Source organism: Nocardia sp. XZ_19_231 (assembly GCF_015355705.1).
GTDB classification, from domain to species: Bacteria; Actinomycetota; Actinomycetes; order Mycobacteriales; family Mycobacteriaceae; genus Nocardia; species Nocardia salmonicida.
The window spans coordinates 30596-57395 of the sequence record NZ_JACUZI010000006.1 but is presented as its reverse complement, the minus strand read 5'-3'; the positions used below and the strand labels follow the sequence as shown (position 1 = coordinate 57395).

Here is a 26800-nt window from a genome sequence, read left to right as displayed (position 1 = left end):
GCCGCCACGTAGGGTGTTCAGTTGTGCTCGAGGACTCTGTCGACCCCGCGATGTTGCGCCACCACGGCGACGTGGAGGCGCGCCCGGGCATGCTCGATTTCGCGGTGAACGTCCAGGGCGTCGCCCCGCCGGACTGGCTGCGCGAACGCCTCGCGGCCCGGCTCGGCGACCTCGGCCGCTACCCGAGTTCCGACGACGAACGCGCCGCCCGCGTGGCCGTCGCCGCCCGCCACGGCCGCTCGCCGGACGAGGTGCTGCTGCTGGCGGGTGCCGCCGAGGGTTTCGCGATGCTGCCGCGCTTGGCCCCCCGCCTCGCCGCCGTCATCCACCCGTCCTTCACCGAGCCGGAACTCGCCTTACGTGAGGCTGATGTCCCGGTCGCCAGGGTGATCCTCGAACGCCCGTACACCCTCGACCCCACCCTGGTCCCCGACGAGGCCGACCTCGTGGTCGTCGGCAATCCCACCAACCCCACCTCGATCCTGCATCCCGCTGAGACGATTCAGGCGCTGCGCCGACCAGGCCGGATCATCGTGATCGACGAAGCCTTCGCCGATGCGGTCGCCGGTCGGGACGGCGCCGATGGCCCAGGCGATGTGCGATCGTCCGAGGAACCGGAGTCGTTGGCCGGTCTCTCCGCTCCCGATGTCCTCGTTTTCCGCAGCCTCACCAAGACGTGGGCACTGGCCGGTTTGCGTTGCGGCTACGCCCTCGGCGCTCCCGACGTCCTGGCACGGCTCACCCATGGCCGCCCGCACTGGCCTCTCGGCACCCTCCAACTCGAGGCGATCATCGCCACCGCCGACCCCGTCGCCGTCGCCGAATCCCGGCAGCGCGCACACCGCATCGCCGCGGATCGCACCGCCATGATCCACCGACTCACCGCGCTCGGCCTCGACGTCCACACCCCGGCCACCGGCCCCTTCCTCCTGCTGCGCGTCCCCGACGGCGCCCTGCTGCGCAAACACCTCGCCGACCTCGGCATCGCGGTCCGCCGCGCCGACACCTTCCCCGGGCTCGGTCCCGACCACCTCCGCGTCGCGGTTCGTGGCGCCGCCGAAGTCGACCAGTTGATCGACGCGCTGAGCGCGGCACTGTGGTGACTCGGCCACAGTGATGAGAGTTCCGACGGAAAGAAGGAGGCAGCGGTGACCGACCTGGCCGAACTGATCGGGGTACTCGACGCGGCATACCCGCCGAGACTGGCCGAATCGTGGGATTCGGTGGGGCTCGTCTGTGGTGACCCCGCGCAGGAGGTCACCAAGGTGGTGTTCGCCGTCGACGCGACCGCCGCTGTTGTCGACGAGGCAATCGGTTGGGGCGCACAGGCTTTGGTCGTGCATCATCCGCTGCTGTTGCGCGGGGTCGACACCGTCGCCGCCGATACGCCGAAAGGCGCGCTGCTGCACCGGTTGATCCGGTCCGGCTGTGCCCTGTTCTCCGCCCACACCAATGCCGACTCCGCCGATCCGGGCGTCTCCGACGCGCTTGCCACCGCCGTCGGGCTCACTGTCACCGGCCCGCTGGATCCCAAACCGCTTGCCTCCGTGGACAAGTGGGTCATCCAGGTGCCCCAGACCCATACGGCTTCCTTGATGTCGGCGTTGTTCACCGCGGGCGCGGGCGCGATCGGCGACTACCGCGAAGCCGCTTGGTACACCGCGGGCACCGGCCAATTCCTGCCGATCGCAGGCGCCAACCCGGCGATCGGGGCGATCGGCACCGTCGAAACCGTCACCGAGGACGCCGTCGAGGTGGTCGCGCCCCCGACTTCCCGCCTCGCCGTACTCGCCGCCCTGCGCGCCGCCCACCCCTACGAGGAACCGGCCTACCACGTCACCGAACGCGCACCCCTGCCCTCGTCGCTCGGCATCGGCCGCATCGGCGAACTGCCGCAGCCCGAAACCCTGCGCGAATTCACCGCACGCGTCGGCGTCGGCCTGCCCCGCACCGTCTGGGGCGTGCGCGCCGCCGGCGATCCCGAACGCGTCATCGAACGCGTAGCCGTGTGTGGCGGCGCGGGCGACTCCTATCTCGACAAGGCCATCCGCGCCGACGTCGACGCCTACCTCACCTCCGACCTGCGTCACCACCCCGTCGACGAACATCTGCGGCGCGGCGGCCCCGCCCTCATCGACGCCGCTCATTGGGCCACCGAGTTCCCCTGGTGCGGTCAGGCCGAACAGTTCGTCAAGATCGCCCTCCCCGCGGTGCAGACCCGCGTCAGCACCCTGCGCACCGACCCGTGGACGGTCAGCGGCTAGTCCCTCGCCGCCGGTATCCCGAGGTAGATCGACGCACACCGAGCACATTCGGTTCCTGTGTCTTCGGGTCATGGCGTGATCACACCCTGCGGCGCGGTACGGTTGATCGATCCTTCCGTCCACTGTGTTCAGGAGTTCGTGCGCGTTGAATGTCGAACCGTCGGTCCAGACCAAGCTGTTGCAGCTCGCAGGAGTCGATGCCGAGTTGACGCGCATCGCCCATCGCCGTTCCGCCCTGCCGGAGCAGCAGGAAGTGGCACGTCTGGCGGCCGAGCGCAACGGCTACAAGGATGCGGCCGTGGCGGTGGAGATCGGCATCGACGATCTGGACCGCGACATCCGCAAGCTCGAGGGTGAGGTCGAAGCCGTCCGCAAGCGTGAGGACCGCGATCGCGGCATGCTCACCGCGGGCACCGTCGCCGCCAAGCAGCTCTCCGAGCTCCAGCACGAACTGGGCAGCCTGGAGCGTCGCCGCTCGGTGCTCGAGGACGAGCTGCTGACCGTGATGGAGCAGCGCGAGGCGATGCTCGCCGACCACGATCACGCGGGTGCGCGGCTCAGCAAGGCCGACCACGACCTCGAAGACGCCGAACGTCTGCGCGACGAGGCGATGGCCGATCTCGAAGTGGCGCAGCAGCGTTGCGAGAAGGATCGCTCCGAGTTGATCGGCCTGTTCCCCGGCGAGCTGATCGCCGTCTACGACAAGCAGCGCGCGGCGCACGGTGTCGGCGCTGCCCTGCTGCAGGCCCGTCGCTGCGGCGCCTGCCGGATCGAGATCGACCGCGGCGAGATGCAGCGCATCGCCAAGGCCGCGCCCGACGCGGTCCTGCGCTGCCCGGAGTGCAGCGCGATCATGGTGCGTACCAAGGAATCGGGGCTGTGACCGGATCGGCGCGTCGATGACCGAGGTGATCGTCGAAGCCGACGGCGGCTCGCGCGGCAATCCCGGCCCGGCCGGTTACGGCGCCGTGGTGTTCGCCGCCGATCACGTGCGGGTGCTCGCCGAACGCAAGGAGTTCATCGGCGTCGCCACCAACAATGTGGCCGAATACCGTGGTCTCATCGCGGGTTTGGCGGCGTCGGCCGAGTTGGGCGCGCGCGTTGTCACGGTGCGCATGGACTCCAAGCTCGTCGTCGAACAGATGTCGGGACGCTGGAAGATCAAGCACGCCTCGATGATTCCGCTCGCCGAGCAGGCGCGGGCACTGGTCGCCGGATTCGATCGGGTGAGCTTCACCTGGATTCCGCGCGCGGAGAACTCACACGCCGACCGGCTCGCGAACGAGGCGATGGACGACGGTGAACTCACCGGAACCGTGCGCGAGGCCGTCGCGGCCGGACATGCCGCCGGTGACGAAGTCGCGGTGCCGAAATCGGTTGATGCGAACAAGGTTTCGCCCGGTTGGACCGGCGCCGTCGGCAAGCCGACCCGCCTGCTGTTGCTGCGTCACGGCCAGACAGCCCTATCGGTGGAGCGCCGCTACTCCGGCCGAGGCAACCCGCCACTGACCGATCTCGGTCGCGAACAAGTCGAACGCGCCGCGAAAATGCTTGCCGCCAAAGGCGATATCGCTGCCGTGGTGAGCTCTCCGCTGCAGCGGGCCCGCTCCACCGCCGAAGCCGCCGCGACCGCCCTCGACGTGCCGCTGCGCATCCTCGACGGCCTCACCGAGACCGACTTCGGTGACTGGGAGGGTCTCACCTTCGCCGAAGCCGCCCAGCGCGATCCGCTGCTGCACAGCGACTGGCTCGGCGACCCGTCGATCCCCGCGCCCGGCGGCGAGAGTTTCGATCAGGTGCGCGAACGCGTCGAAGGGGTGCGCCGCGACCTGGTCGCGCTCTACCCGGGCCAGAACGTGGTGGTGGTCAGCCACGTGACCCCGATCAAGACCCTGTTGCAGTTGGCCCTCGGCGTCGGCCCGTCGCTGCTGTACCGCCTGCACCTCGACCTCGCGTCGCTGTGCGTCGCCGAGTTCTATCCCGACGGTGGCGCCTCGGTGCGCCTGGTCAACGACACCTCTTACCTGTGAGCTAGCCGCTTGTCACCCGGGCACGGTACGGTCGCCCCGGCGCACGGTCGGCGTAACGACGACGCCGCATTTCCCGAAAGATTCTCGGGCATGCGGAATGCCGCGGCCACAAGGAAAGGTACTCGATGAGGTTTCTACGGATGGCGGCGTTTGCGGCGGCCATCGCGGGGGTGCTCACCGCGTCCGCGGGTGCGGGTAGCGTGACGGCCGACCCGAGCGTGGTGCTCGGCGCGGCCTCGGGCATTGTCTTCGACAACAACTCCGGTTGTTCGCTCACGGCCATCGGCCACGACGGCGCGGGCCGCCTCGTCGGTCTCACCGCGGGGCACTGCGCGCCGACCGGTTCGCGCGTCGGCGCCGAGCAGGCGCTCAAGGCGGGTGTGATCGGCACGGTCGCGTACTCCGATGACGGCGACTACCTGGATTTCGCTGTGCTGCAACTGGATGCGTCGAAGGTGCTGCCGGTGCGGACCATCGGCCAGACCACCGTCGCGGGTATCGGCGCCTCGCCCGGCCCCGGTACCACGGTGTGCTCGGACGGCCGCACCAGCGGTCGTAGCTGTGGCGTGGTGTGGGGTGAGCTCGAAGGCACCTCCATCAACCAATACTGCTCGCAGCCAGGCGACTCCGGCGGACCCGTCGTGGTCGGCGACCGCCTCGTCGGCATGAACCAGGGCCGCCTCACCGGCCTCGGCCCCGTCGACTTCGACGTGCCCTGCACCGGCGGCGCAAACCCGGTCCACTCGCCCGCCTACTTCCAGCCCATCCAGGTGATCCTGGATGTGCTCAACCGCGCAGGCGGCGTGGGCGCGGGCTTCCAGCCCATCTGATCGACCCGCGAAACCACAAGGGGCGCAGCACCGAACAGGTGCTGCGCCCCTTGTCGTAGAGGTAGTCGCTGCGGTCAGCCGAGACCGCGTTCGTGCATGAGCAGCAATCCGTAGGCGGCTACCGTGTGGGCGTCGATGATCTCGCCGCGCAGGATCATCGCCTCGAGCTGTGAACGGGAGAACCAGGCCGTGCGCATGTCCTGCTCCTCGTGTTCGCGGTCCGGCTCGCCTGGTGTGAGGCCGGTGGCCAGGAAACAGTGGCCGCGCTGGTCGGTCAGTGCGGGTGCCGCGGCCAAGGCGCCGAGTCGGGTCAGGTGTTCGGCGCGCAGCCCGGTCTCCTCACGCAATTCGTTGTGCGCCAACTCGACCGGCGTCGCAGTGGTGCCGTGTGCCGGTGTGCCCGCGGGGAACTCCCAGCACCGCATGCCCAGCGGATAACGGAACTGTTCGACGAGGTGGAATCCCGTGCCGTCGAAGGGGATCACCAGTGCCCAGTCGACCTTGTCGAGGACGCCGTAGATCCCCACCGAGCCGTCCTCCCGCCGAACAGTGTCCTCCCGCAACCGCATCCACGGGTTGGTGTACAACGTGCGCGAGCTGATCTGTTCCATCACCCCATGGTGCCCCACCGCCGCGGCGTATTCGGGCAGTTCTAGGGGCGAAGGACAGACACCAGGAATTCGGTCTGGTCGCGCACTACCTGTTCGAAGACATCATCGAAGTACACGTCGAAGTGGCCGACCGGATACTGCTTGACCACTGCGTGTTTGGTGCGTTCGGCGGCCTTGCGGGTCGGGCCCGCGGGGGCGATCGAGTCGTTTTCGGCGATCGCGTAGAAGACGGGGACCTTCAACGACTTGGCGCGGCGGCCGGGGGAGTCGAAGAGGGTCGAGAAGGCGACGCGGGCACCGACTTTGGGGTCGTAGGTGTCGCTCTCCTCGGCCAGTCGGCCGTAGCCCTCCGGCACGTCGGTGGCGCTCATCAACGCCGCGGAGCGTTTCCGCCCGGCCAAGCGGATGCGGATGGGTTTGCGGCGGATCGGGCCGAAGATCAAGTCGGTGGCGGCGATGGTGGCGACCTTGGTCAGGCTGATCGGGCCCTTCGCCATCCCCGACGCCCACCCGCTGGTGAACGGCACCTGGGCCACCACCGCGGCGAGGTAATCGTCGTCGGGCGCCACCGCGAGCACATGCCCACCACCGAACGAGGTGCCCCACAACGCGATCCGCGTGGCATCGAAGCCCCGGATGCTGCGCGCGTAGGCGATTGCGGCCTTCCAGTCCTGTCGCTGACGGGCGATGTTGAGTACCTGGCGAGGCGTACCCTCACTGGCACCGAAATTTCGGTAGTCGAACGCCAGTACCCCCATTCCCGCGGCGACGAACCGTCGCGCATACCGATCCAACCCCATCTCGCGGGTGGCCCCGAGCCCGTGTCCCATGATCACCAACGGGCGCGGACGAGGCGCGCCGTCGGGCCGGTAGAGCCACGCGGCGCACTGCTGGTCACCCGAAGGGAAACTGACGTCGACACGTTCCATGAGTCAATACCGTAGCGAGTACTCTGTACCGGCGGGCGAGTCGGCCGGGCGACCGCGGTAACGGGAACGGGCACCAACAGTGCCGCTGCCCGGGACCGAGGAAAGTCCGGACTCCACAGAGCAGGGCGGTTGTTAACGGCAACCCGGGGTGACCCGCGGGACAGTGCCACAGAGAACAGACCGCCGCACGCGAGTGCGGTAAGGGTGAAACGGTGCGGTAAGAGCGCACCAGCGCCCCGGGTGACCGGGGCGGCTAGGTAAACCCCGCCCGGAGCAAGGTCAAAGGTCGCATCGGCAACGGTGCGGCTGCGCAGGTGTTCGAGGGCTGCTCGCCCGAGCCTGCGGGTGGACCGCTCGAGGCACCCGGCAACGGTGTGTCCAGATGGATGGTCGCCCCCCGATGCGAATCGGGGACAGGATCCGGCTTACAGGCCGGCTCGCCCGCCCACGAAACGAGAAGGCGGCGGTTCCCACCGGGAGCCGCCGCCTCGCTTCGCCGCTAACGGCTCAGCACATCAGCTTGGACATCTGGTAGACGGCCGTGGCCTCTTCGGTGGTCGCGGCGGTGTCGCCGTTCTCGGCCGCCTTGATGATCGTGGCGACGGTATCGGCCTCGGACTTACCGGCCTTGATCTCGGAGCAGGAATGGTTCAGCACCGCGGCCACGGCGGCGTCGTCACGCCCCTGTGCCAGCTTCGGGAAGGCGTTGCGGTAACTCACCACGAACATGCCCGCCTTGCTCGCTTCGACCTGGAAGGTCGGCGCGGCCGTGGTGGTAGCGGTGGGGGAGCCGGCGGAGGAAGAGTCGTCGCTGCAGCCGGCCAGAAGCAGGGCGAAGACGGTGGCGCTGGCCGCGATGGCGGCGGTAGTTCTACTCACGCAGCGGGATGCTAGCGGCCCAGGAAACACGCCGCTTCCCCTGTGGTTAACGGGAAGCGACATGTTCTGGATCGAAGCGGTGAGCTATCCCGGGTTAATCGCCAGCAGATGCGCCCAATAGCTGGCCGCGTCCGGTCCGAGGATCGGCGACAGGTAATCGAAAATCAGCCACGACATACGTTCGCAAACTCCCATTTATCGACGTGAGTGCCGCACAACCCGGCAGCTGCCGAGTGCGCCGCCGCCACAGTAACAATTGCCCGCGAAGTCGTGGCGTTCGTGTGTCCGGACAGTGAAAATGCGCTGGAACTCGCCGGGAACGTGAGCGAGGTCATAGAGTGATCGCCGTCGGCAGGGCTCGCTGCCACTTCCTCGGGCCCATTACATTCGATCGCGGAAGCAGGTCACATTTACATGCGGGTAGTTCGTTCCATTGTCGCCGGTGCACTGATCGCCGGAGCCACTGCGGTTTTCGCAACGCTTGGTGCCGGTTCGGCGAGTGCGGTCGCGGTGACCCCGCTCGCAGGCGGAGTCCAGGTCGACCTCAGCCCGGCGGATACCGCCTGGGTCCACCAGTCTCGATTCGGCCTGACTGTCGCCGGTCTGCCGCACCCGTCGGCGGCCTCGTTCGGTCAGGCGCTCGACGCGGCCGCGACCGTGTCCTCCGCCGTCCCCAACGGCCGGGTCACGTTCACGGTGTACGGCCCGCTCGATCAGCTCAACGGCACCATGCTCGCCCTGAAGTAGAACTCGCTAGTCTGCGAGCTATGGACTTCGGATCACACACGACGAGTAGTTCGCAGGATCGGGGTCGGATGGCTGGTTTCCGACTCCATCAGCGGATCGTCTCGGCGCCGGTCGACTTCGGCGCCATCCGTTCCGAATTCGGACTGGCCTCGGAGTATCCGGCCGAGGCAGTCTCCGAAGCCCGCGACGCGGTCGACGCGTTCGCGGGCACTCGGGTCGATCGGACCGATATCGAGTTCGTGACCATCGACCCGCCCAGCGCGCTGGATCTGGACCAGGCGCTGCATATCGAACGCACTCCCACCGGCTTCACCCTGCACTACGCGATCGCCGATCTCGGTGCGGTGATCGTGCCTGGCAGTGCCCTGGCCGCCGAAGCCGAAAGGCGCGGGCAAACTTTCTATCTGCCCGACGGCACAGTCCCGCTACATCCGACGGTGCTGTCCGAGGGCACAGCGAGTCTGCTGCCGGGCGTCGACCGGCCTGCCGCGTTGTGGACCATCGAACTCGACAATGACGCTGTGCCGCTGAGCGTTTCGGTGACGCGTGCGCTGGTGCGCTCTCGGGAGCGGTTCGATTACGCGCAGGTTCAGGCCGCTGCCGACGCGGCGACGTTGCATCCGTCGTTGCTCGCGCTGCCCGAATTCGGGCGGCTGCGGATCGAGGCGGGATTCGAACAAGGCGCCATCTCGCTGCGGTTGCCCGCGCAGGAAGTGGTTCCCGACGGTGACGGCTGGCGCCTGCAGCTGGAGCCGCGGACCGCCGCCGACGACTGGAACGAGCAGATCTCGCTGCTCACCGGAATGTGCGCCGCGCGAATCATGTTGGAGCACAAGGGGATCGGCTTGCTGCGCACGATGCCGCCGCCGCCGGAGAGCGCGATCGCATCGATGCGGCGTACGGCGGCGGCGTTGGGCGTGCGGTGGCCCGCTGAAATGCCGGTGGGGCGGATGCTCGCCGGTCTCGACGCGAACACGCCCGCGGCGCTGGTGTTGATGTCGGAAGCTACCGGCCTGTTGCGCGGGGCCAGCTACACGCTGCTCGCCGAACTCGACGACCCGACCCCGGAGCAGTTGACGCACAGTGCGATCGGGGCTCCGTACGCACATGTGACGGCGCCGCTGCGCCGGCTGGCCGATCGGTTCACCACCGAGATCTGTCTGGCTCACTCAGCCGGGGTCGAGGTGCCGCAGTGGGTGGTGGACGGGTTGAAGGGCGCCGCCGAGACGATGCGACGCACCGACGGGGTGGCCAACAAGGTGGATCGCGCTTGCGTCGATCTGACCGAGGCCACCGTTCTCGCGCCTCGGATCGGCACCGAGTTCTCCGCCGTGGTTCTGCGTGATGCCAACGGGTCTCGCCCCGCCGAGATCTTCGTCAGCGAACCGCCGATCCTCGCGCGCTGTGAGGGGCGGCCGCCGGAAGGGCAGACGGTCGCTGTGCGGTTGGCTGTCGCCGATCCGGGAACTCGGACGATCGGGTTCGAATACGACGGGGCTCGTTGATCGTCGGGGACTGTCAGTTCCGCACGGAGATGAAGGCCGCGGCCGCGGGGTAGTGGGAGATGGCTCGGCCCGCGGCCGCTTCTTCGGTATCGGCCAGAAGTTCGTAGACCGTGGCCGCGGGGCCGTGCGCGTGCGCGGCCACTGCCAGGATCGCTTCGCGGGATTCGACGGCGTCACGGTGGTCGCCGAGCACCGATTGCAGGCGTTTGGCGCGGGTGCCGAGATCGTCGGCGTCGGAGCCGAGGACGGTGGTCGCCGCTTCGCAGGAATAACGTAACCGCTTGGCGCCCTTGCGGATGTCGTGGAGCAGTTCCACCCGGTCGGCGGGGGTGGCGGTGGGTTCGGCGAAGACCAACTTGCGCAGGAGTTTGCGGTCGCGGCGCAGGACCTGGTCGAAGACGTCGGTGGCCTTGTCGCGGGCGAGTTCCGGGGCGAGCGGGGGATCGGTGCGCCAGGTTTTCAACACCTTGCGCAGGCGACGGTAGCGCTTGGCATCCAGTGCGCTCAATACCTCTGCGTGGGCATCGGTGTAGGCCTTGCGGGACGCGCCGACCAGGGAATCGGTGATCTCGGTGGGGGCTTCGTCGTAGTCCGACAGCAGATCGGTGAACCGCTCGGCGCGGACCTCGGCGTCGCGGGCCACGCCGAGCAGGTCGGCCAGCCACTTCAGCTCCGCTTCGGTGGCGGCGGCGTCGTCGGCGTCGAACAACTTGCGGTAGGAGCGCAGGACGCTGCGCAGCCTGCGCGTGGCCACCCGCATCTGGTGGACCGAATCGTCGGCGTCGGCGCGGACGTCGGGCTCGGCGTCGAAGAGCCGGTCGATGTCCTCGCGTAGTGCCGCGACAACGGCTTTTCCGGCCTTGGTCGCCATGTGTCAGCCTCGCTTCCCGAACGCGTCGGTCGCCTCCACCAGGTGGTGGGTGATGCCGGGCTCGTGCGCGGTGTGCCCGGCGTCCTCGACGATGTGCAGGGTCGAGGCCGGCCACGCAGTGTGCAGATCCCATGCGCTCACCGCGGGGCACACGATGTCGTGGCGGCCCTGCACGATCACGCCGGGGATGTCGGCGATCCGATCTATGTCTCGCAGCAACTGTCCCTCTTCGAGGAATCCGCCGTGGCGAAAATAGTGGTTTTCGATCCGGGCGAAGGCGAGGGCGAAGCGCGCTTCGGCGGTTTCGGCGACCCGATCCGGTTGCGGGAGCAGCGAACTCGTCGCGCCTTCCCAAGTCGACCACGCGATCGCGGCATCGAGTGCGACCTGCGGATCGGGGGAGTGCAGCAGCCGGTGATACACCTCGACGAGGTCGTCATCGCGGTGCTCGACAGGCGCGGGCGCCAGGAATTTCGCCCACTCGGCTGGGTAGACGTTGCCCGCGGCGCCGTTGTAGTACCAGTCGATCTCCTTGCGCCGCAACAAGAAGATGCCACGCAGCACCAATTCGGTCACCCGCTCCGGGTGCGCTTGCGCATAGGCCAGGCCGAGGGTCGAGCCCCACGAACCGCCGAAAACCTGCCAGCGCTCGATCCCCAGATGTCCGCGCAGCAACTCCATGTCGGCGATCAGATTCGGCGTGGTGTTGGCGTCGAGGGAAGCCCCATCGGCGATGTGCGGCATGGACTTTCCGCAGCCGCGCTGATCGAACAGCACGATCTTGTACACCGCCGGGTCGAAGAAACGCCGTTGCAGTGGCCCGGTGCCCCCGCCCGGTCCGCCGTGCACGAACACCACCGGCTTGCCGTCGGGGTTGCCGCTGACCTCCCAGTACACCGACTGGCCGTCGCCGGTATCGAGGAGTCCCTGCTCGACGGGCTCGATCTCGGGGTAGAGGCTGCGCATCAGAACGCCAATCCCGCGGCGAGGGAGGTCAATTCGAGAGCGGTGAGTGCCTCCGTTCGCACCTCGGGGCAGCTCTCGGTGGTCACCCGGTCGATCATCGCCTTGTCGGCGAGGACGTGCCCGTTGATGCCGCCGTTGCGCAGCCCCCAGTCGTGCACCATGGCGTTGAGCGAGATCCTGCCGAGCGTCGGCCCCTGCACCCGGAAGTTCGACAGCTCCGGCCTGATCATGTCGCACAGTTGCGCGGCCGACGACGGGCTGATCGTCAGCGTCCCAGCCGGTGCGGCAGTGGTCGCCGCCGCGGCAGAGGAGGTGGTGCCCGCACTACCGGTGGAAGCCGGTGGCACCCCTCCGCACGCGGTCAGGGTCGCGGCGGCGAGCGCACCCGCGATCAACAGCACAGAACGAGAATTCCAAGGACGTCGCGGCATCGGTACCTCTGCTAGTCGAACAGTGTCGCCATCGAGTCTGCCATCAGCCGCGGACAAGTACCTTTCACACGCGACGGCCGCCCCCTCTCAAGAGCGGCCGCACGGGTCGAACTCAGAAGCTGTGTTCAGGGCCGGGGAAGGTGCCCTGGCGGACTTCTGCGGCGTAAGCGGCTGCGGCGGTGCGGAGCTCGTCGCCCACGTTGCCGAAGCGCTTGACGAATTTAGCGGTCTTGCCGCTGGTGTAGCCGGCCATGTCCTGCCAGACCAGTACCTGGGCGTCGCAGTCGGCGCCGGCGCCGATGCCGACGGTGGGGATGGTCAGCTTGCGGGTGACCTGGCCCGCGATGTCGGCGGGGACCATTTCCATCACCACCGAGAACGCCCCGGCTTCCTGCACGGCGATCGCGTCGGCCACCAGCTGCTCGGCGCCGTCGCCACGCCCCTGGACCCGGAACCCGCCCAGGGTGTTCACGCTCTGCGGCGTGAACCCGATGTGGGCCATCACGGGGATGCCCGCGGAGGTGATCAGCGCGATCTGTTCGGCGACACGTTCGCCGCCCTCGAGCTTCACCGCGTGCGCACCGCCCTCCTTCATGAAGCGGATGGCGGTCGCGAGGGCCTGCTGCGGCGAGGACTCGTAGGTCCCGAACGGCAGATCGGCGATCACCAGCGCGTGCGGTGCGCCGCGCACGACGCCGCGCACGAGCGGGATGAGCTCGTCGATGGTGATCGGAACCGTGGTGTCGTAGCCGTAGACGACATTGGCGGCGGAATCGCCGACCAGGAGTACGGGGATACCGGCCTCCTCGAACAGCCGCGCGGACGAGTAGTCGTAGGCCGTCAGCATCGACCAGCGCTCGCCCTCGGCCTTCATCTGCTGGAGGTGCTGCACGCGGGTCTTGCGGCGTGGTTGCTTGGTGGGGACAGCTTCGGCGGGAGTGGCACCGTAGGCAGGACTCTGCTCATCGGATACGGACATCATCGTCCCTTTCGTCTGGTTCCTCGAGGCCCATACCGGGTCCCCGGGCTTTTCTGACAATCCCAGTGTGCCACCTGCGCCCGCACAGGTTTAAGGCCCGGCGCCGGTGTGATCGGTCACATCGACGATTCGGCTACCGTGAAGCAAGCCCATCCGGGCGCATCGTGTGCGCCGCAGGGCGCGGAAAGGTGGGCCCACCTTGCAGTCAGTTCGGCTCGTCGTGCTCCTCGGCGCTGTCTCTGCGTTGATCGTCACCGGATGCGGCACCGGCGAGGACAGCACACCGCGCGCTGAGCTGCCGCCGCCACCATCGGGTCTGAACACCTTCTACGACCAGCAGATCGGCTGGGGCTCGTGTGAGGACTACGGCAGCCCGGAGGACCGGCTGCCGCCCAAAACCGAGTGCGCGCGGATCACCGTGCCGATCGATTACGCGCGCCCGGACGGTCCTACCGCCCAGATCGCGCTCTCGCGGATCCCGGCCACCGGCAAGAAGGTCGGCTCGCTGCTGATGAACCCGGGCGGTCCCGGCGTCTCCGGTCTCTCGATGGTCGGCGTCGGCAACCGCACCGAACTGGCGGAGAAGTTCGATCGGGTCGGGTTCGATCCGCGCGGTGTCGGCTCGTCGCTGCCCGCGATCGTCTGCCTGACCCCGCAGCAGGCCGATGCCGAACGCGCCGAGCGGCCCACCGACAACACCCCGGCGGGCATCGCCGACGCCGAGGCCGACAACCGCGAATACGCCGACCGGTGCGCCCAGCGCTCGGGTGTCGACCTGCTCGGTCATGTCGGCACCCGCGAGGTGATCCAGGACATGGATGTGATGCGGGCGGTCCTCGGTGACGCGAAGCTGAGCTATCTCGGCTACTCCTACGGCACCCGCCTCGGCTCCGCCTACGCGGAGAAGTTCCCACAGAACGTGCGCGCCCTCGTCCTGGACGGCGCCGTCGACTCCTCACAGGACCCGGTCCAGGAATCGCTGCGCCAAGCGGCGGGCTTCCAAGGCGTGTTCACCGCCTACGCCACCGACTGCGCGAAGAACGCCGACTGCCCCCTCGGCACCGACCCCGCCCAGGCGGTGGCCCGCTTCCGCGAGCTGGTCGGCCCACTCGAACAGACCCCGGCGTCGACCACCGACCCGCGCGGCCTCAGCTACAACGACGCGATCACCGGCGTCCAACAGGCCCTCTACAGCGACGAACTGTGGGAGATCCTCACCCAGGGGCTGTCCGAACTGCGCGGCGGAAACGGCGACACCCTGTTGCAACTGGCCGACATGTACGACGGACGCCGCCAAGACGGCACCTACGCCAACACCCAGGACGCGTTCAACGCGATCCGCTGCGTCGACGATCCCCGCATCACCGATCCCGCGGTGACCGGCCGTCAGGACTCCGAATACCGCAATGCCGCCCCGTTCCTCGACGACGGCAGAGGCACCGGCGCCGCCCCGCTGGAACTGTGCGCCGCCTGGCCGGTGCCCAACACCAGCACCCCGCATCGGGTCTCGGCCCCCGGACTGCCGCCCACCGTCGTGGTGTCCACCACCGACGACCCGGCCACCCCGTATCAAGCCGGTGTCGACCTGGCCGCACAGCTGGGCGCCGACCTGATCACCTTCCGTGGCAATCGACACACCGCGGCTCTCGTCGCGGGTGATCGGTGCCTCGACGACGCGGTGATCAACTACCTCGTCGATCTCGCCACGCCCGCTCCGGGTCTCACATGCTGAGAGCCAGATTTGCTCACCGCGCCCCGTCGTGACCGGTGAGATGTGCGAATGATGTGACGCGATCGCAAACCCGTCTGCGTATGTAACACGGATTTAACGCCGGGTGCTTACGCTCGCCGGTATGGATCGCCAGAAGGAATTCGTGCTGCGGACGCTCGAAGAGCGGGATATCCGCTTCGTCCGTCTCTGGTTCACCGATGTGCTGGGCTACCTCAAGTCCGTCGCCATCGCCCCCGCCGAGCTCGAAGGCGCCTTCGAGGAGGGCATCGGCTTCGACGGCTCGGCCATCGAAGGCTTCGCGCGCGTGTCCGAGGCGGACATGGTCGCGCGGCCCGATCCGTCGACCTTCCAGGTGCTGCCATGGGCCAGTTCCAAGGGCCACCAGCACTCGGCCCGGATGTTCTGCGACATCGCCATGCCCGACGGTTCGCCGTCCTGGGCCGACCCGCGCCACGTGCTGCGCCGTCAGCTGAACAAGGCCGCCGACGCGGGCTTCAGCTGCTACGTGCACCCCGAAATCGAGTTCTTCCTGCTGAAGGACCAGCTCAAGGACGGCTACGAGCCGACCCCGGCCGACAACGGCGGCTTCTTCGACCAGGCCGTGCACGATGCGGCGCCGAACTTCCGCCGCCACGCCATCGACTCGCTGGAATCGATGGGCATCTCGGTCGAGTTCAGCCACCACGAGGGCGCTCCCGGTCAGCAGGAGATCGACCTTCGCTACGCCGACGCGCTCTCGATGGCCGACAACGTGATGACCTTCCGCTACCTGATCAAAGAGGTGGCGATCGACGAGGGTGTGCGCGCGACGTTCATGCCCAAGCCGTTCTCCCAGTACCCCGGCTCGGCCATGCACACCCACATGAGCTTGTTCGAGGGCGAGAACAACGCCTTCGCCGATCCCGACGACCCGAACAACCTCTCGGGCACCGCGCGCTCGTTCATCGCGGGCATCCTCGAGCACGCCCCCGAGATCAGCGCGATCACCAACCAGTGGGTCAACTCCTACAAGCGCCTGATCCACGGCGGTGAAGCACCCACCGCGGCTTCCTGGGGCCGGTCCAACCGGTCGGCGCTGGTGCGTGTGCCGATGTACACCCCGAACAAGTCGTCCTCGCGTCGCGTCGAGATCCGTAGCCCGGATTCGGCCTGCAACCCGTACCTGACCTTCGCGGTGCTGCTGGCCGCCGGTCTGCGCGGCATCGAAAAGGGCTACACCCTGCCCCCCGAGGCCGAAGACGACGTCTGGTCGCTGACCGACGCGGAGCGTCGCGCGATGGGCTTCCGCACCCTGCCCGGCACCCTCGACGAGGCGCTGCAGGCGATGGAGCGCTCGGAACTGGTCGCCGAGACTCTCGGCGAACACGTCTTCGACTTCTTCCTGCGCAACAAGCGCCGCGAATGGGCCGCCTACCGCTCGCAGGTCACCCCCTGGGAGCTGAAGGAATACCTGAGTCTCTAAGCGGTCCATGGTGGTTTTCGGCCGCCTTGATCTGGACTGACCGAAGGGTGCGACGAAGGAGTGCCCGTAGGGAGGGAAGATCAAGGTTCCCAGGCCGAAAACCCGGCGGCGCCAGCCGCTAGAGTTACAGCTATGGTCCGGCCACCGACTGCCCGCTCCGCTGTACCCGGCGTCGGCCGGCTCGGTTTACTCGAACCGACGGCGGCGGCTTCACTGCGCCAGCTCGGCTGGGACAACATCGACGGGGTGTCCGTGCTCTGGGCACTGTCGCGTTCGCCCGATGCCGATCTGGCTCTGTGCACGCTCGTGCGTCTTCGCGAATCTCTCGAAGATGAATGGCCCGAACTGGATTCGGCGATCCGTTCCGATACCACGTTGCGCGGCAGGCTGTTCGGTTTGCTCGGGTCGTCGACGGCGTTCGGCGACCACCTGGTCGCTGTCCCGGCCGCGTGGAAAGTGCTGCGCGAGAACGAGCTTCCCACTCGGGACGAGCTGATCGCCGATCTGCTCGATGCTGTCGACGCGACCCCGGAGACCGGACCGAACGCGGGACCGATGCTGTTCCGCGCCGGCATCGCCGGTCCCGAGGCGGTGGCGTTGTTGCGCAGCAGGTATCGCGATCAGCTGATGCTGCTGGCCGCCGTCGACCTCGCCTCCACCGTCGAGAACGAGCCGGTCCCGCCGTACCTGGTGGTCGGCAAGCACCTGTCGGATCTGGCCGACGCCGCACTCACCGCCGCCCTGTCCGTCGCGGTCGCGCGGGTGTGTAAGAACGGCGAGCTGTCGGTCCGGCTCGCGGTGATCGCGATGGGCAAATGCGGTGCGCGAGAACTGAATTACGTCAGCGATGTCGACGTGGTGTTCGTCGCCGAACCGGCCGACGCCACCGCGACCCGGCTCGCCGCCGAGATGATGAGCGTGGCCGGCTCGGCCTTTTTCGAGGTCGACGCCGCCCTGCGTCCCGAGGGCAAAGCGGGCGCCCTGGTGCGCACCCTCGATTCCCACCTCGCCTACTACAAGCGGTGGGCGCGCACCTGGGAGTTCCAGGCGCTGCTGAAGAACCGGCCGATGACCGGCGACATGGAACTCGGCCACCAGTACCGCGACACCCTGATGCCGATGGTGTGGACCGCCTCCGAACGCCCCGACTTCGTCGCCGACGTCCAGGCGATGCGTCGCCGCGTGGAGGACCTGGTCCCCGCCGACATGCGCGAGCGCGAGCTCAAGCTCGGTGCGGGCAGCCTGCGCGATGTCGAATTCGCCGTGCAGCTACTGCAATTGGTGCACGGCCGGGTCGACGACGCTTTGCATGTCACCAACACCGTCGAGGCGCTGGCCGCTCTCGCCGCGCGCGGCTACGTCGGCCGCGAGGACGCCGCCAACCTCACGGCCTCGTACGAATTCCTGCGTCTGCTCGAACACCGCCTGCAACTGCAGCGGCTCAAGCGCACCCACACCCTGCCCGCCGCCGACGACGAGGAGGGCATGCGCTGGCTCGCCCGCGCCGCCCACATCCGCCCCGACGGCCGCCTGGACGCGGTCGGTGTGCTCGACACCGAGATCCGCCGCAATGCCGTTCGGGTGCGCCGCCTGCACGCCAAACTGTTCTACCGCCCGCTGCTGGACGCGGTCGCCCGGATGGACTCCGACGCCCTGCGCCTGAGCCCCGATGCCGCCGTCCGCCAGCTCGCCGCCCTCGGCTACGGTGCACCGGCCAACGCGCTCGGCCACCTCAAAGCCCTCACCGGCGGCGTCTCGCGCAAAGGTCGTATCCAAGCACTGCTGCTGCCGACCCTGCTCGAATGGCTCGGTGACACACCGAATCCCGACGCGGGCTTGCTCGCGTACCGCAGGGTCTCCGAGGGTCTCGACGACCAGATCTGGTTCCTGCGCGAACTGCGTGACGAAGGCGCCGTCGCCCAGCGCCTGATGATCGTGCTCGGCTCCTCGGAGTACCTGCCCGACCTGCTGATCAACGCGCCCGACACCATCCGCATGTACGCCGACGGGCCCGGTGGTTCGCAGCTGCTCAGCACCAACCCCGAAGACGTCGCGCGCGGCATGCAGACCGCGGCCGCTCGCTATGACGACCCGAAACGCGCTGTCGCGGCAGCACGTTCACTGCGTCGCCACGAACTCGCCCGGGTCGCCTCGGCCGACGTACTCGGCATGCTCGACGTCCCGCAGGTGTGCGCGGCGCTGTCGTCGGTCTGGGTCGCGGTCCTCGAGGCAGCGCTGAGCGCGGTCATTCGCGCCTCGGAGGCCGAACGTGGTGGGCCCGCGCCCGCCGACTTCGCGGTGATCGGCATGGGCAGGCTCGGCGGCATGGAACTGGGCTACGGCTCCGACGCCGATGTGCTGTTCGTTTGTGATCCGCGCCCCGGCGAGGACGAGGCCACCGCCGTGAAGTGGGCCAACGGGATCGCCGAGCAGGTCCAGCGGCTGCTCGGCGCACCGAGTGTCGACCCGCCGTTGCAGGTGGACGCGGGCTTGCGCCCCGAGGGCCGCAACGGGCCCCTGGTTCGCACGCTGGCCGCTTATCAGGCCTACTACGCGCAATGGGCTCAGCCGTGGGAGGTACAGGCGCTGCTGCGCGCCCACCAGGTGGCGGGCGATCAGGATCTGGGCGTGCGCTTCCTGCACGTGATCGACCCGATCCGCTACCCGATCGGTGGGGTGTCGGAGGAATCGGCGCGCGAGATCCGCCGCATCAAGGCCCGCGTCGACGCCGAACGCCTTCCGCGCGGCGCCAATCCGTCCACCCACACCAAACTGGGTCGCGGCGGTCTGGCCGACATCGAATGGACCGTCCAGCTGCTACAGCTGCGCCACGCGCACGAGGTCCCCGCGCTGCACAACACCTCGACCCTGCAGTCGCTCGACGTGATCGAGGCCGAAGGCATCCTCGATTCCGAGGACGTCGCGTTGCTGCGTGAATCCTGGATCACCGCGACCGCCGCTCGCAACGCCCTGGTCCTGGTCAAGGGCAAACCGACCGACCAGCTGCCCGGTCCCGGCAAACTGCTCTCGGCGGTCGCCCGGGTAGCGGGCTGGCCCAACGACGACGGCAGCGAATTCCTCGACACCTACATGCGCATCACCCGGCGCGCGAAGGCGGTCGTCGAGCGCGTGTTCGGGGGATAGTCCGGACATGAAAAAGCCCCGCACCAGTGGTGCGGGGCTTTTTCAGTTCACGCCGAAATCAGATGGCGCGGACGTCCTGGGCCTGCGGGCCCTTCTGGCCCTGGCCGACCTCGAACTCTACGCGCTGTCCCTCTTCGAGGGACTTGAAGCCCGAGCCGCCGATAGCCGAGTAGTGAACGAAGACGTCGGGGCCGCCTCCGTCTTGGGCGATGAAGCCGAAGCCCTTTTCGCCGTTGAACCACTTGACGGTGCCTTGAGTCATGTTTTAAAAGTCTTTTCCGTAGGTGAGCCATGGCGATCACTTGCGATCAGCCCAGTCTCAGCAACCCAGTATGCCATACTCGCCAGCAAACCGCGCATAGCACTTTCTCGCAACGCAATTTGGGCGGAGTTTGCGGTGAAAAACCGGCGTGTCGCGCAGGTCGGCAACCAATGTGAGTGCCCTTTTCCCATCGCGTCGCGGACTGTGCCAATCTGGGCGGTATGGGTGAGACGAACGAGGGGCGCGGTGGCCATGTCGACCTGGCCATGCGAGTCCTCGACGCGCAGGTGGCGTTCACCAAGCAGCAGCTGCGTGAGCCCGCCGGGTTCCTCGAGTTCGTCACCGAGGAGATCGACGGTGCGCTCGACGAGGCCTCGGAGCTGACGCTGGCCGAGGCGGTCACCCGCGAGCAGATCAAGGCGGTCGCGCACAAGTTCGCCGTGCAGGTTCCGGTGGAGGGGGCGATTCCCGAACTCGTCGGCGAGATCGCGACGCGCTTGTACAACCATCGCGCCAACGACGAGATCGAAGTCGGCGAGCTCGTCGACAACCGCCGCTTCGACGAGCTGGTCGACGCCGTCGCCGACCTGGACCTCACCCACCGCCTGGTGCGGCTGGTGCTCGACAGTCCGGTGACCGTCGACGCGTGTGTCGAGGCGGTCCAGCGCGCGGTGGTCACCGCGGTCGACGACGGTTTGCACCCCGAAGGGGGAGGGCTGGTCCGATCGTTGCGCGGCGCGCTGTCGCGGTTGGCCGAACCCGCGATGCCCGCGATCGAGAGCGGCGTCGGCAGGCTCACCCGCACCGGCGCGCGATTCGTGTTGCGCGGCAACAGCAGTGACGTCGACGAGGTGCTGCTCGACAGCGCCCGCGAGACCTGGCGCAAACACACCGGCGACGCGGTCGGTTCGTTCCGTGATCTGGTCTCGGCCACCGATGTCGAAGACATCGTCGTGCTCGTCTTCGAATTCTGGCGCACGTTCCGCGATACCGACTACTTCCGCGCCCTGCTCGACGAGGGCGTCGACCACGTCTTCGACAAATACGGCGACACCCCCCTTGCCGAATTGCTGGCTGAGCTGGGCGTAGGACGCGCGGAGATGCTCGAAGAGGCGCTGCGTTTCGGCCCGCCGGTCCTGGAAACACTCGACGAGCGTGGCTATCTCGACACCGTGCTGCGCCGCAGGCTGGCTCCGTTCTACGCCTCCGACGCCTTCCGGGCCGCTGTGTCCGGGATGGAGTGACCGCACCACTTCCGTTCGGCCGCTGGCATGTCGGGATGTGTCGGTACGATTCGTGCAACGATGGGGCGCTTGTCTGCCACCGGATCTCGATCGAAAGGCTGCCGTGACACGTCTGTCCTCCCTGCTCGACCAGATCGACTCCGGTGCTGTGCTGCTGCCCGAATTCCAGCGTGGCTACGTGTGGAACCGCGACCAGGTGCGTGGACTCATGCGGTCGCTGTACCTGGGGTATCCGGTCGGTGGTTTGCTGGTGTGGGAGACCGGGTCCGACGAGATCGCGGTGCGCGGGTCGACGACCGGCTCGGGGCTGCGCCAGTTGCTACTCGACGGACAGCAGCGCATCACCACCCTCTACGGGATCATGCGCGGGACAGCGCCGTCGTTCTTCGAAGGCGACGAGATCGCGTTCACCGGTCTGCATTTCGATGTCGAGCGTGAGCTGTTCGAATTCCAGGTGCCCGGTCGCGATACCGCGCCGGCCTGGATCGACATCACCGAACTGTTCGCCCAGGGTCCGATGCACTACCTGTCCAGGTTCCCTGACGAGTCGCCGGAAACCCTTGCCCTCTATCTCGATCGGCTGAACAAGGTTCGCGAGGTCGCCAACCGCGAGTTCAATGTCGAGACCATCACCGGATCGGATCGCACGGTCGACGAGGTGGTCGACATCTTCAACCGGGTCAACTCCGGCGGCACCAAGCTGTCCAAGGGCGACCTGGCGCTGGCCACGCTGTGCGCGCAGTGGCCGCAGGCCAGGGGCAACCTGCGCGACCACCTGATCCGCTGGGACAAAGACGGCTACACCTTCACCCTGGACTGGTTGCTGCGCAATGTGATCGCGGTCGGCAACGGGCGCGCGCACTTCGACGCGCTCGGTGATCTCGCGCCCGCGGAATTCGAACAGGCGCTGGTGGACACCACCGAGCAGGTCGACACCTTCCTCGACACCGTGGCGGGCAGGCTCGGACTCGATCACGACCGAGTCCTGATGGGGCGCTACGCGATTCCGGTGATCACCCGGCTGCTGTTTCTCAACGGCGGCCGTTTCGACAACGATCTGCACCGCGACCGGGTGCTGTACTGGTACGTGCACTCGGCGCTGTGGGGCCGGTTCAGCGGCTCCACCGAGACCTTCCTGCAGCAGGACTACGACACGCTCGAGCGCGGCGGCATCGACGCGCTGATCGGCTCGCTGGAACGGCTGCGCGGCGGCTCGCTCGACCTGTGCGCCGACGATTTCGCCGGCGCCACCCGCGGTTCCCGGTTCTATCCGCTGCTGTACATGCTGACCCGCGTCGACGGTTCGCGCGATCTCGGCAGCGGTTCGGAACTCGGCATCGAGCAGTTCGGTCGCACGCCCGTGCAGGTGCACTACCTGTTTCCGAAAACGCTGCTGCGCGATGCCGGTTACGAACGCAACGAGATCAACGCGATCGCCAACTTCTGCTTTCTCAGCCCCGGGTCCGAGGCCGAGTTCGGCGAGCGCGAGCCCGCCGACTACTTCGCCGAGGTGGAGCGCCGCAACCCGGGTGCGCTCGCCTCGCAGTGGATTCCGACCGACCCGTCGCTGTGGCGGGTGGAGAACTATCGCGAGTTCCTGCGCGCACGCCGCAAACTGCTCTCCTCCTCGGCCGATGCCTTCCTCGAAAAGCTGCGCACCGGCAAGCTACACCGCCCGACCCTGCTGACGGTGGGTGTCGCCGGGGTGACCGTCGGCGATCCCGCGGTGGACCAGGTCAACGCGCTCGTCGACGACCTCATCGCCGACGGCTTCGGCTTCCCGCTGCTCGACAGCGAGGTCTCCGACCCGGTCACCGGGCGCGAACTCGCTGTCGCCGAAGCCTTTTGGCCCGAGGGTCTGCAGCCGGGTGTCGGCATGCCGGTGGTGCTCGTGCTCGAACCGTCCAATGCCGACCTCACCCGCTTCGCGCAGCTGGGATACGCGGTGTTCACCTCCGTCGACGCCCTGCGCGGGTACGTCGACAACCTGCGCGTGGAGGCCTCCGGTGATACCTCCGTCGACGGCCCGGTAGGCGACCTGGCCGTACTGGCAGACCGTCTGCCCGCCACCTGGGTCGGCAACTCCGAACAGGTCTGGTTCCGTTTCGCCTGGAATCAGCTGGAGCACGACCGCGCCGACAGCCCCGATTCGCTGCTCGGCACCGAACAGCTCGCCCTGCGCTACATCGCGCTGTGGGCGCTCACCCGCACCTTCTACATCCACGCCTTCGACCAGGGCAACCCGGGCGAATGGCGCTACTACCTCGGCGACGCCATCGGCCCGAGCCCCCTGGTCCCGCGCGCCTGGCTGGCCCAGCGAGCCGTCGAATCCGGTGCGCTGGCCCCCGGCATGCCGCCCGGCGACGAAGACATCGCGATCGCCCTCGTGCACGGCGTCATCGAGACCGTCGAGGAGGTCGCCACCGCCCTGGCCCATATCCTCGGCGGTCCCGGACTCTTCGCGTCCCTGTGGGCGTCGGCGGGCGCGGCCGAACACTACGGCTACCCCCTGTCCAACGACCAGATCAACGACCTGATCAACCAGGTGGTCAACGACCCCGAGTCCCGAAAGATCCAGGCCTACAACTGGATCGAGGCAGGACTGCCGCTCTAGGGTTGCCCGGTCGCGCGCTGGAAGGTCGAGACGAAGTCGGTCAGCGCGGTGCGATCTTCGAGGTCGGCGGGCCGGTAACCGCGATCGGCTTCGACGGTGATCGAGGTGCCCGCGCGCACGGGCAGCTCGTCCCAGCACACCGGCAGCACCGGTAGCTGTACGGTGCGCTCGCCGACGGTCAGGGTGATCGCCGAGGTGTATCTGTTCGCGACGGTCATCAGCGCCTCGACCGCCTGCTCGGTGAGCGGTCCCGCGGCGGCGAATTCTTCGATGTACACGACCTCCACTCTTCAAGACGCTCACAAGGGAGTGACAAGTGGGCCCGCTTAGGGTGGCGCCATGATGCGTAAATGGGTGGAACGAGCGTTGCTCGTCCTGGGGTGGGGCGCGGTGGTCGCGGCGGTGGTCGGGATCGTGTTGCACGTCGTGGACTGGCGTCAGAAGTCGATGGTGTTGTTGGCGTCGGGGGCGATGTGGTTGATGCTCGGTGCGGTCGTGGGGCTGGTGCTGATGCTTCTCGCGCGGGGATGGCGCAGCTCGGGGGCCGCGGTCCTGGTGCTCGCCGGCGCAGCGTGGTTGGTGGTGCCGTCCTACATTCCGGAGGCCAGGGCGGCGCAAGGGCCGGAGCTGGTGGTGATGCAGTCGAATATCCTCTTCGGCAAGGCCGACCCGGACGCCGTGGTCGGTGCGGTGCGTGACAACAACGTCGACGTACTCACCGTCGAGGAATTGACCATCGACTCGATCACGGGTCTGCGCGGGGCCGGACTCGAAGAGCGGCTGCCCTACTTCTACCTGGAACCGGCTCAGTCGGGCGGTGGCGGTACCGGTATCTACAGCCGATACCCGTTGCGCGACACCAAGAAATACGACGGTTTCATCATGAGCAATATCTCCGCGATCATGGAACACCCGCAGCGTGGCCCGATGCCCGTGTTCGCCTTCCATCCGATCCCGCCGAACATCGACTTCGGCGCCTGGTCGGCGGAGATGCGCAAGGTCGACGAAATCCTCGCGGCGACCAGCGCGCCCGCGATCGTCGGCGCGGATTTCAATGCGACACAAGATCATTCGGCCTACCGAGCGCTGCTCGACGGCGCGTTCGCCTCGGCCGCCGACCAGACCGGCGACGGCGTCCTGCTCACCTACCCGGCGGATCGCCGCTGGGGTCCGGTGATCGGGATCGATCACATCCTCGTCGCAGGTGGGGTGGCAGAACAGATCCGCACGCTCACCATCCCCGGCTCCGACCATCGCGCGGTGCTGGCGACGATCCGAATGGACTTGTGACAGTGGTCGTTTAGCATGTGATCGCTCGATCGCGGACCGCAAGGCGTCCGCGTCTTTTCCGGGGAGGACAGCGCATGAGAAGACATCGGTTCGGCGCGACCATGGCAGCTTTGGTGAGCATCGGCATGCTCGTATCCGGTTGCGGCGCGACAACAGTCGCGAGCGACCAGGCGCAGCCGATCATGGACAACCCGTGGGAGGTGGCGGGTGCGGCGTCGTCCACCGGCCCCAGCGGGTCGCGTCCCGGTGTGCCCGACACGGACAAGAAGGCCGACAACGGCGACAACGGCAAGATCGACAAGCTCGCTCTCAACGCCGTCGCCGACATCGAAGAGTACTGGCAGACCGAGTATTCCAAGACTTTCCGGGGCAACTTCAAGCCCGCCTCGAAGTACATCTCGTGGTCGGCGAAAGCGCCGGAGTCGGAGTCGGTGCAGTTCTGCAAGAGCAGCACCTACAAGCTGGTCAACGCCGCCTACTGCCCGCTCGACCACACCATCGGCTGGGACCGCACCGTCCTGCTGCCACTGCTGGTCGACAAGTACAAGGAGATGTCGGTGGTGATGGTGCTCGCCCACGAATACGGGCACGCCATCCAGTCCCAGGCCGACCTGCTGCGCGGGTTCCTCACCGACGCGCTGGTCAAGGAGCAGCAGGCCGACTGCCTGGCCGGTGTGTTCCTTCGCCATGTGGCAGAAGGCAATTCGAAGCATTTCACGCTCAACACCACCGACGGCCTCAATGGCGTGCTCGGCGCCACCGTCGCCGTGCGCGACCGCGACCCCAATGACCCCGACGCCGTCCACGGTTCGGCATTCGAGCGGGTCACCGCGGTGCAAATGGGTTACACCCAGGGCGCCAAGTCCTGCAAAGACATCAACGAGGACGAGATCGAGAAGCGTCGCGCCGGTCTGCCCGTCACCTTCGAAGGCGATGAACGCGACGAGCAGCTTCCGGTGAACAAGGAGACGTTGACCACCTTGGCCGCCCAGCTGGGCAAGTCGATGCCGGTGAAGAACGCGCCGAAGTTCGACTACGCCGGCGTCACCCGCAACTGCTCCTCGACGACCACCACCGAGCCGGTCTCCTACTGCCCGGGTTCGAACACCATCGGCACCGACATTCCGGCCATGGCCAAGCGTGCGGGAGAGGGCTCCAGCACCAAGGAAGAGCCGCTGTCGGCGGTCGTCACCGGCGACTACAACGCGGCGGCGGTGTTCGTGTCCCGCTATGCCCTCGCGGTGCAGCAGGATCGCAAGCTGTCACTGTCGGGTGCCGATTCCGCGGGCCTGCGCACCGCGTGCCTGACGGGCGTGCTGACCACGAAACTCAGTGAGCCGAGCAGTGATCCGCGCCTGTCGGCCGGTGACCTCGACGAGGCGGTCTCGGGCCTGCTCGCCGACGGCCTCGCGGCCTCCGACGTCAACGGCAAGGTGGTGCCGAGCGGATATCAGCGCCTGGAGGCGTTCCGCACCGGCGTCCTCAGCGGCGAACAGGCCTGCTTCAACCAGTTCAAGTAGCTCAGCGCGAAGCGGGCAGTGAACGCAGGGAGCTGAGGGTGTTCGCCACCGCGCGGGCAGCCTCGGCTCCCTTTGTGACGAAGTGATTGGTGTAGTAGTCCACGTGCTCGCTGTGCTCGTGGAAGTGGTGCGGGGTGAGCACCACCGAGAACACCGGCACATCGGTGTCGAGCTGCACGCGCATCAGGCCGTCGATCACCGCGGAGGCGACGAAGTCGTGGCGGTAGATGCCACCGTCGACGACCAGGGCCGCGGCGACGATCGCGTCGTAGCGGCCGGTGCGGGCCAGGCGCTGGGCATGCAGGGGGATCTCGAAGGCTCCGGGGACGTCGAACACCTCGACGACCTCGGGATCGAACCCGAAGCCTGTGTATTCGGCGAGGAAGCCCTCGTGCGCCTTGTTGACGATGGAGCTGTGCCAGCTCGCGCGGATGAAGGCAACGGCGCCGGAAGACGTGGTCATGAGCAGAGTCTACTAGGTCACCCGCGC

24 protein-coding genes and 1 other RNA gene are annotated in these 26800 nt (G+C 67.8%); 15 read left to right on the top strand and 10 right to left on the bottom strand.

What is annotated here, in order from left to right:
• The first annotated feature begins 23 nt into the window (after positions 1-23).
• The 5 genes from cobC to IBJ82_RS25375 all read left to right on the top strand — a co-directional run bounded on the left by cobC (position 24) and on the right by IBJ82_RS25375 (position 5124).
• Positions 24-1103, top strand: coding sequence for an Rv2231c family pyridoxal phosphate-dependent protein CobC (gene cobC, locus IBJ82_RS25395; RefSeq protein ID WP_194828515.1), 1080 nt, complete (start codon positions 24-26; stop codon positions 1101-1103).
• A 45-nt stretch (positions 1104-1148) separates the two neighbouring features.
• Positions 1149-2264 carry a Nif3-like dinuclear metal center hexameric protein gene (locus IBJ82_RS25390; RefSeq protein WP_194828514.1) on the top strand — a complete coding sequence of 372 codons (1116 nt, stop codon included), beginning with the start codon at positions 1149-1151 and terminating at the stop codon, positions 2262-2264.
• Between the two features lie 145 nt (positions 2265-2409).
• On the top strand, positions 2410-3147 hold the full coding sequence (locus IBJ82_RS25385) for a zinc ribbon domain-containing protein (protein ID WP_062991542.1): 738 nt from the start codon (positions 2410-2412) through the stop codon (positions 3145-3147).
• Between the two features lie 16 nt (positions 3148-3163).
• Positions 3164-4294: a bifunctional RNase H/acid phosphatase gene (locus IBJ82_RS25380; protein ID WP_194828513.1), complete on the top strand. Its 1131-nt coding sequence runs from the start codon at positions 3164-3166 to the stop codon at positions 4292-4294.
• Between the two features lie 125 nt (positions 4295-4419).
• A complete protein-coding gene (locus IBJ82_RS25375) occupies positions 4420-5124 on the top strand; it encodes a S1 family peptidase (protein WP_228537672.1) in 705 nt (234 codons plus the stop codon).
• Positions 5125-5198: 74 nt separating this feature from the next.
• On the opposite strand, the gene IBJ82_RS25370 is transcribed toward IBJ82_RS25375, so the two are convergent.
• Positions 5199-5735 (bottom strand): NUDIX hydrolase, encoded by a 537-nt coding sequence (locus IBJ82_RS25370; protein WP_194828512.1) that lies wholly within the window; start codon positions 5733-5735, stop codon positions 5199-5201.
• 41 nt (positions 5736-5776) lie between these two features.
• On the bottom strand, positions 5777-6664 hold the full coding sequence (locus IBJ82_RS25365; RefSeq protein WP_194828511.1) for an alpha/beta hydrolase: 888 nt from the start codon (positions 6662-6664) through the stop codon (positions 5777-5779).
• A 36-nt stretch (positions 6665-6700) separates the two neighbouring features.
• Here IBJ82_RS25365 and rnpB point away from each other — a divergent pair.
• Positions 6701-7108: RNase P RNA component class A (rnpB, locus tag IBJ82_RS25360), an RNA gene on the top strand.
• 63 nt (positions 7109-7171) lie between these two features.
• Here the strand turns inward: rnpB and IBJ82_RS25355 are convergent.
• A complete protein-coding gene (locus IBJ82_RS25355) occupies positions 7172-7543 on the bottom strand; it encodes a hypothetical protein (protein ID WP_194828510.1) in 372 nt (123 codons plus the stop codon).
• Positions 7544-7957: 414 nt separating this feature from the next.
• Between IBJ82_RS25355 and IBJ82_RS25350 the strand changes: the two genes are divergently transcribed.
• Positions 7958-8290 (top strand): hypothetical protein, encoded by a 333-nt coding sequence (locus IBJ82_RS25350; RefSeq protein ID WP_194828509.1) that lies wholly within the window; start codon positions 7958-7960, stop codon positions 8288-8290.
• Between the two features lie 68 nt (positions 8291-8358).
• Positions 8359-9795: an RNB domain-containing ribonuclease gene (locus IBJ82_RS25345; RefSeq protein WP_194828508.1), complete on the top strand. Its 1437-nt coding sequence runs from the start codon at positions 8359-8361 to the stop codon at positions 9793-9795.
• Positions 9796-9808: 13 nt separating this feature from the next.
• On the opposite strand, the gene IBJ82_RS25340 is transcribed toward IBJ82_RS25345, so the two are convergent.
• The 4 genes from IBJ82_RS25340 to panB all read right to left on the bottom strand — a co-directional run bounded on the left by IBJ82_RS25340 (position 9809) and on the right by panB (position 13042).
• Positions 9809-10666 carry a CHAD domain-containing protein gene (locus IBJ82_RS25340; RefSeq protein ID WP_194828507.1) on the bottom strand — a complete coding sequence of 286 codons (858 nt, stop codon included), beginning with the start codon at positions 10664-10666 and terminating at the stop codon, positions 9809-9811.
• A gap of 3 nt (positions 10667-10669) precedes the next feature.
• Complete coding sequence (gene pip, locus IBJ82_RS25335) at positions 10670-11632, bottom strand: prolyl aminopeptidase (RefSeq protein ID WP_194828506.1); 963 nt, start codon at positions 11630-11632, stop codon at positions 10670-10672.
• Positions 11632-12033 carry a hypothetical protein gene (locus tag IBJ82_RS25330; protein ID WP_370585476.1) on the bottom strand — a complete coding sequence of 134 codons (402 nt, stop codon included), beginning with the start codon at positions 12031-12033 and terminating at the stop codon, positions 11632-11634. The genes pip and IBJ82_RS25330 overlap by 1 nt, the downstream gene beginning before the upstream one ends.
• A 142-nt stretch (positions 12034-12175) precedes the next feature.
• A complete protein-coding gene (panB, locus tag IBJ82_RS25325; RefSeq protein WP_194828504.1) occupies positions 12176-13042 on the bottom strand; it encodes a 3-methyl-2-oxobutanoate hydroxymethyltransferase in 867 nt (288 codons plus the stop codon).
• Between the two features lie 199 nt (positions 13043-13241).
• On the opposite strand from panB, the gene IBJ82_RS25320 reads away from it, so the two are divergent.
• The 3 genes from IBJ82_RS25320 (at position 13242) to IBJ82_RS25310 (ending at position 19380) form a co-directional block, all read left to right on the top strand.
• Positions 13242-14774, top strand: coding sequence for an alpha/beta hydrolase (locus IBJ82_RS25320; RefSeq protein WP_228537671.1), 1533 nt, complete (start codon positions 13242-13244; stop codon positions 14772-14774).
• 121 nt (positions 14775-14895) lie between these two features.
• Positions 14896-16236: a type I glutamate--ammonia ligase gene (glnA, locus tag IBJ82_RS25315; protein ID WP_194828502.1), complete on the top strand. Its 1341-nt coding sequence runs from the start codon at positions 14896-14898 to the stop codon at positions 16234-16236.
• Between the two features lie 132 nt (positions 16237-16368).
• The gene (locus IBJ82_RS25310) at positions 16369-19380 is read left to right on the top strand and encodes a bifunctional [glutamine synthetase] adenylyltransferase/[glutamine synthetase]-adenylyl-L-tyrosine phosphorylase (RefSeq protein WP_194828501.1); all 3012 of its coding nucleotides are present in this window, start codon (positions 16369-16371) and stop codon (positions 19378-19380) included.
• Positions 19381-19438: 58 nt separating this feature from the next.
• On the opposite strand, the gene IBJ82_RS25305 is transcribed toward IBJ82_RS25310, so the two are convergent.
• Positions 19439-19642, bottom strand: a complete 204-nt coding sequence (locus IBJ82_RS25305; protein WP_056821080.1) for a cold-shock protein — start codon at positions 19640-19642, stop codon at positions 19439-19441.
• 221 nt (positions 19643-19863) lie between these two features.
• Between IBJ82_RS25305 and IBJ82_RS25300 the strand changes: the two genes are divergently transcribed.
• Together IBJ82_RS25300 and IBJ82_RS25295 are read left to right on the top strand one after the other, a co-directional pair.
• Positions 19864-20886: a hypothetical protein gene (locus tag IBJ82_RS25300; protein WP_194828500.1), complete on the top strand. Its 1023-nt coding sequence runs from the start codon at positions 19864-19866 to the stop codon at positions 20884-20886.
• Positions 20887-20989: 103 nt separating this feature from the next.
• A complete protein-coding gene (locus tag IBJ82_RS25295; RefSeq protein ID WP_194828499.1) occupies positions 20990-23500 on the top strand; it encodes a DUF262 domain-containing protein in 2511 nt (836 codons plus the stop codon).
• On the opposite strand, the gene IBJ82_RS25290 is transcribed toward IBJ82_RS25295, so the two are convergent.
• Positions 23497-23778, bottom strand: a complete 282-nt coding sequence (locus IBJ82_RS25290; RefSeq protein WP_194828498.1) for a hypothetical protein — start codon at positions 23776-23778, stop codon at positions 23497-23499. The genes IBJ82_RS25295 and IBJ82_RS25290 overlap by 4 nt on opposite strands.
• A 61-nt stretch (positions 23779-23839) precedes the next feature.
• On the opposite strand from IBJ82_RS25290, the gene IBJ82_RS25285 reads away from it, so the two are divergent.
• Both IBJ82_RS25285 and IBJ82_RS25280 read left to right on the top strand, forming a co-directional pair.
• Entirely contained in the window at positions 23840-24790 is a 951-nt protein-coding gene (locus IBJ82_RS25285) for an endonuclease/exonuclease/phosphatase family protein (protein WP_194828497.1), read from the top strand.
• A gap of 74 nt (positions 24791-24864) precedes the next feature.
• Entirely contained in the window at positions 24865-26310 is a 1446-nt protein-coding gene (locus tag IBJ82_RS25280; RefSeq protein ID WP_194828496.1) for a metallopeptidase, read from the top strand.
• A 1-nt stretch (position 26311) separates the two neighbouring features.
• On the opposite strand, the gene IBJ82_RS25275 is transcribed toward IBJ82_RS25280, so the two are convergent.
• Positions 26312-26773 carry a 6,7-dimethyl-8-ribityllumazine synthase gene (locus IBJ82_RS25275; protein ID WP_194828495.1) on the bottom strand — a complete coding sequence of 154 codons (462 nt, stop codon included), beginning with the start codon at positions 26771-26773 and terminating at the stop codon, positions 26312-26314.
• Positions 26774-26800: the final 27 nt, after the last annotated feature.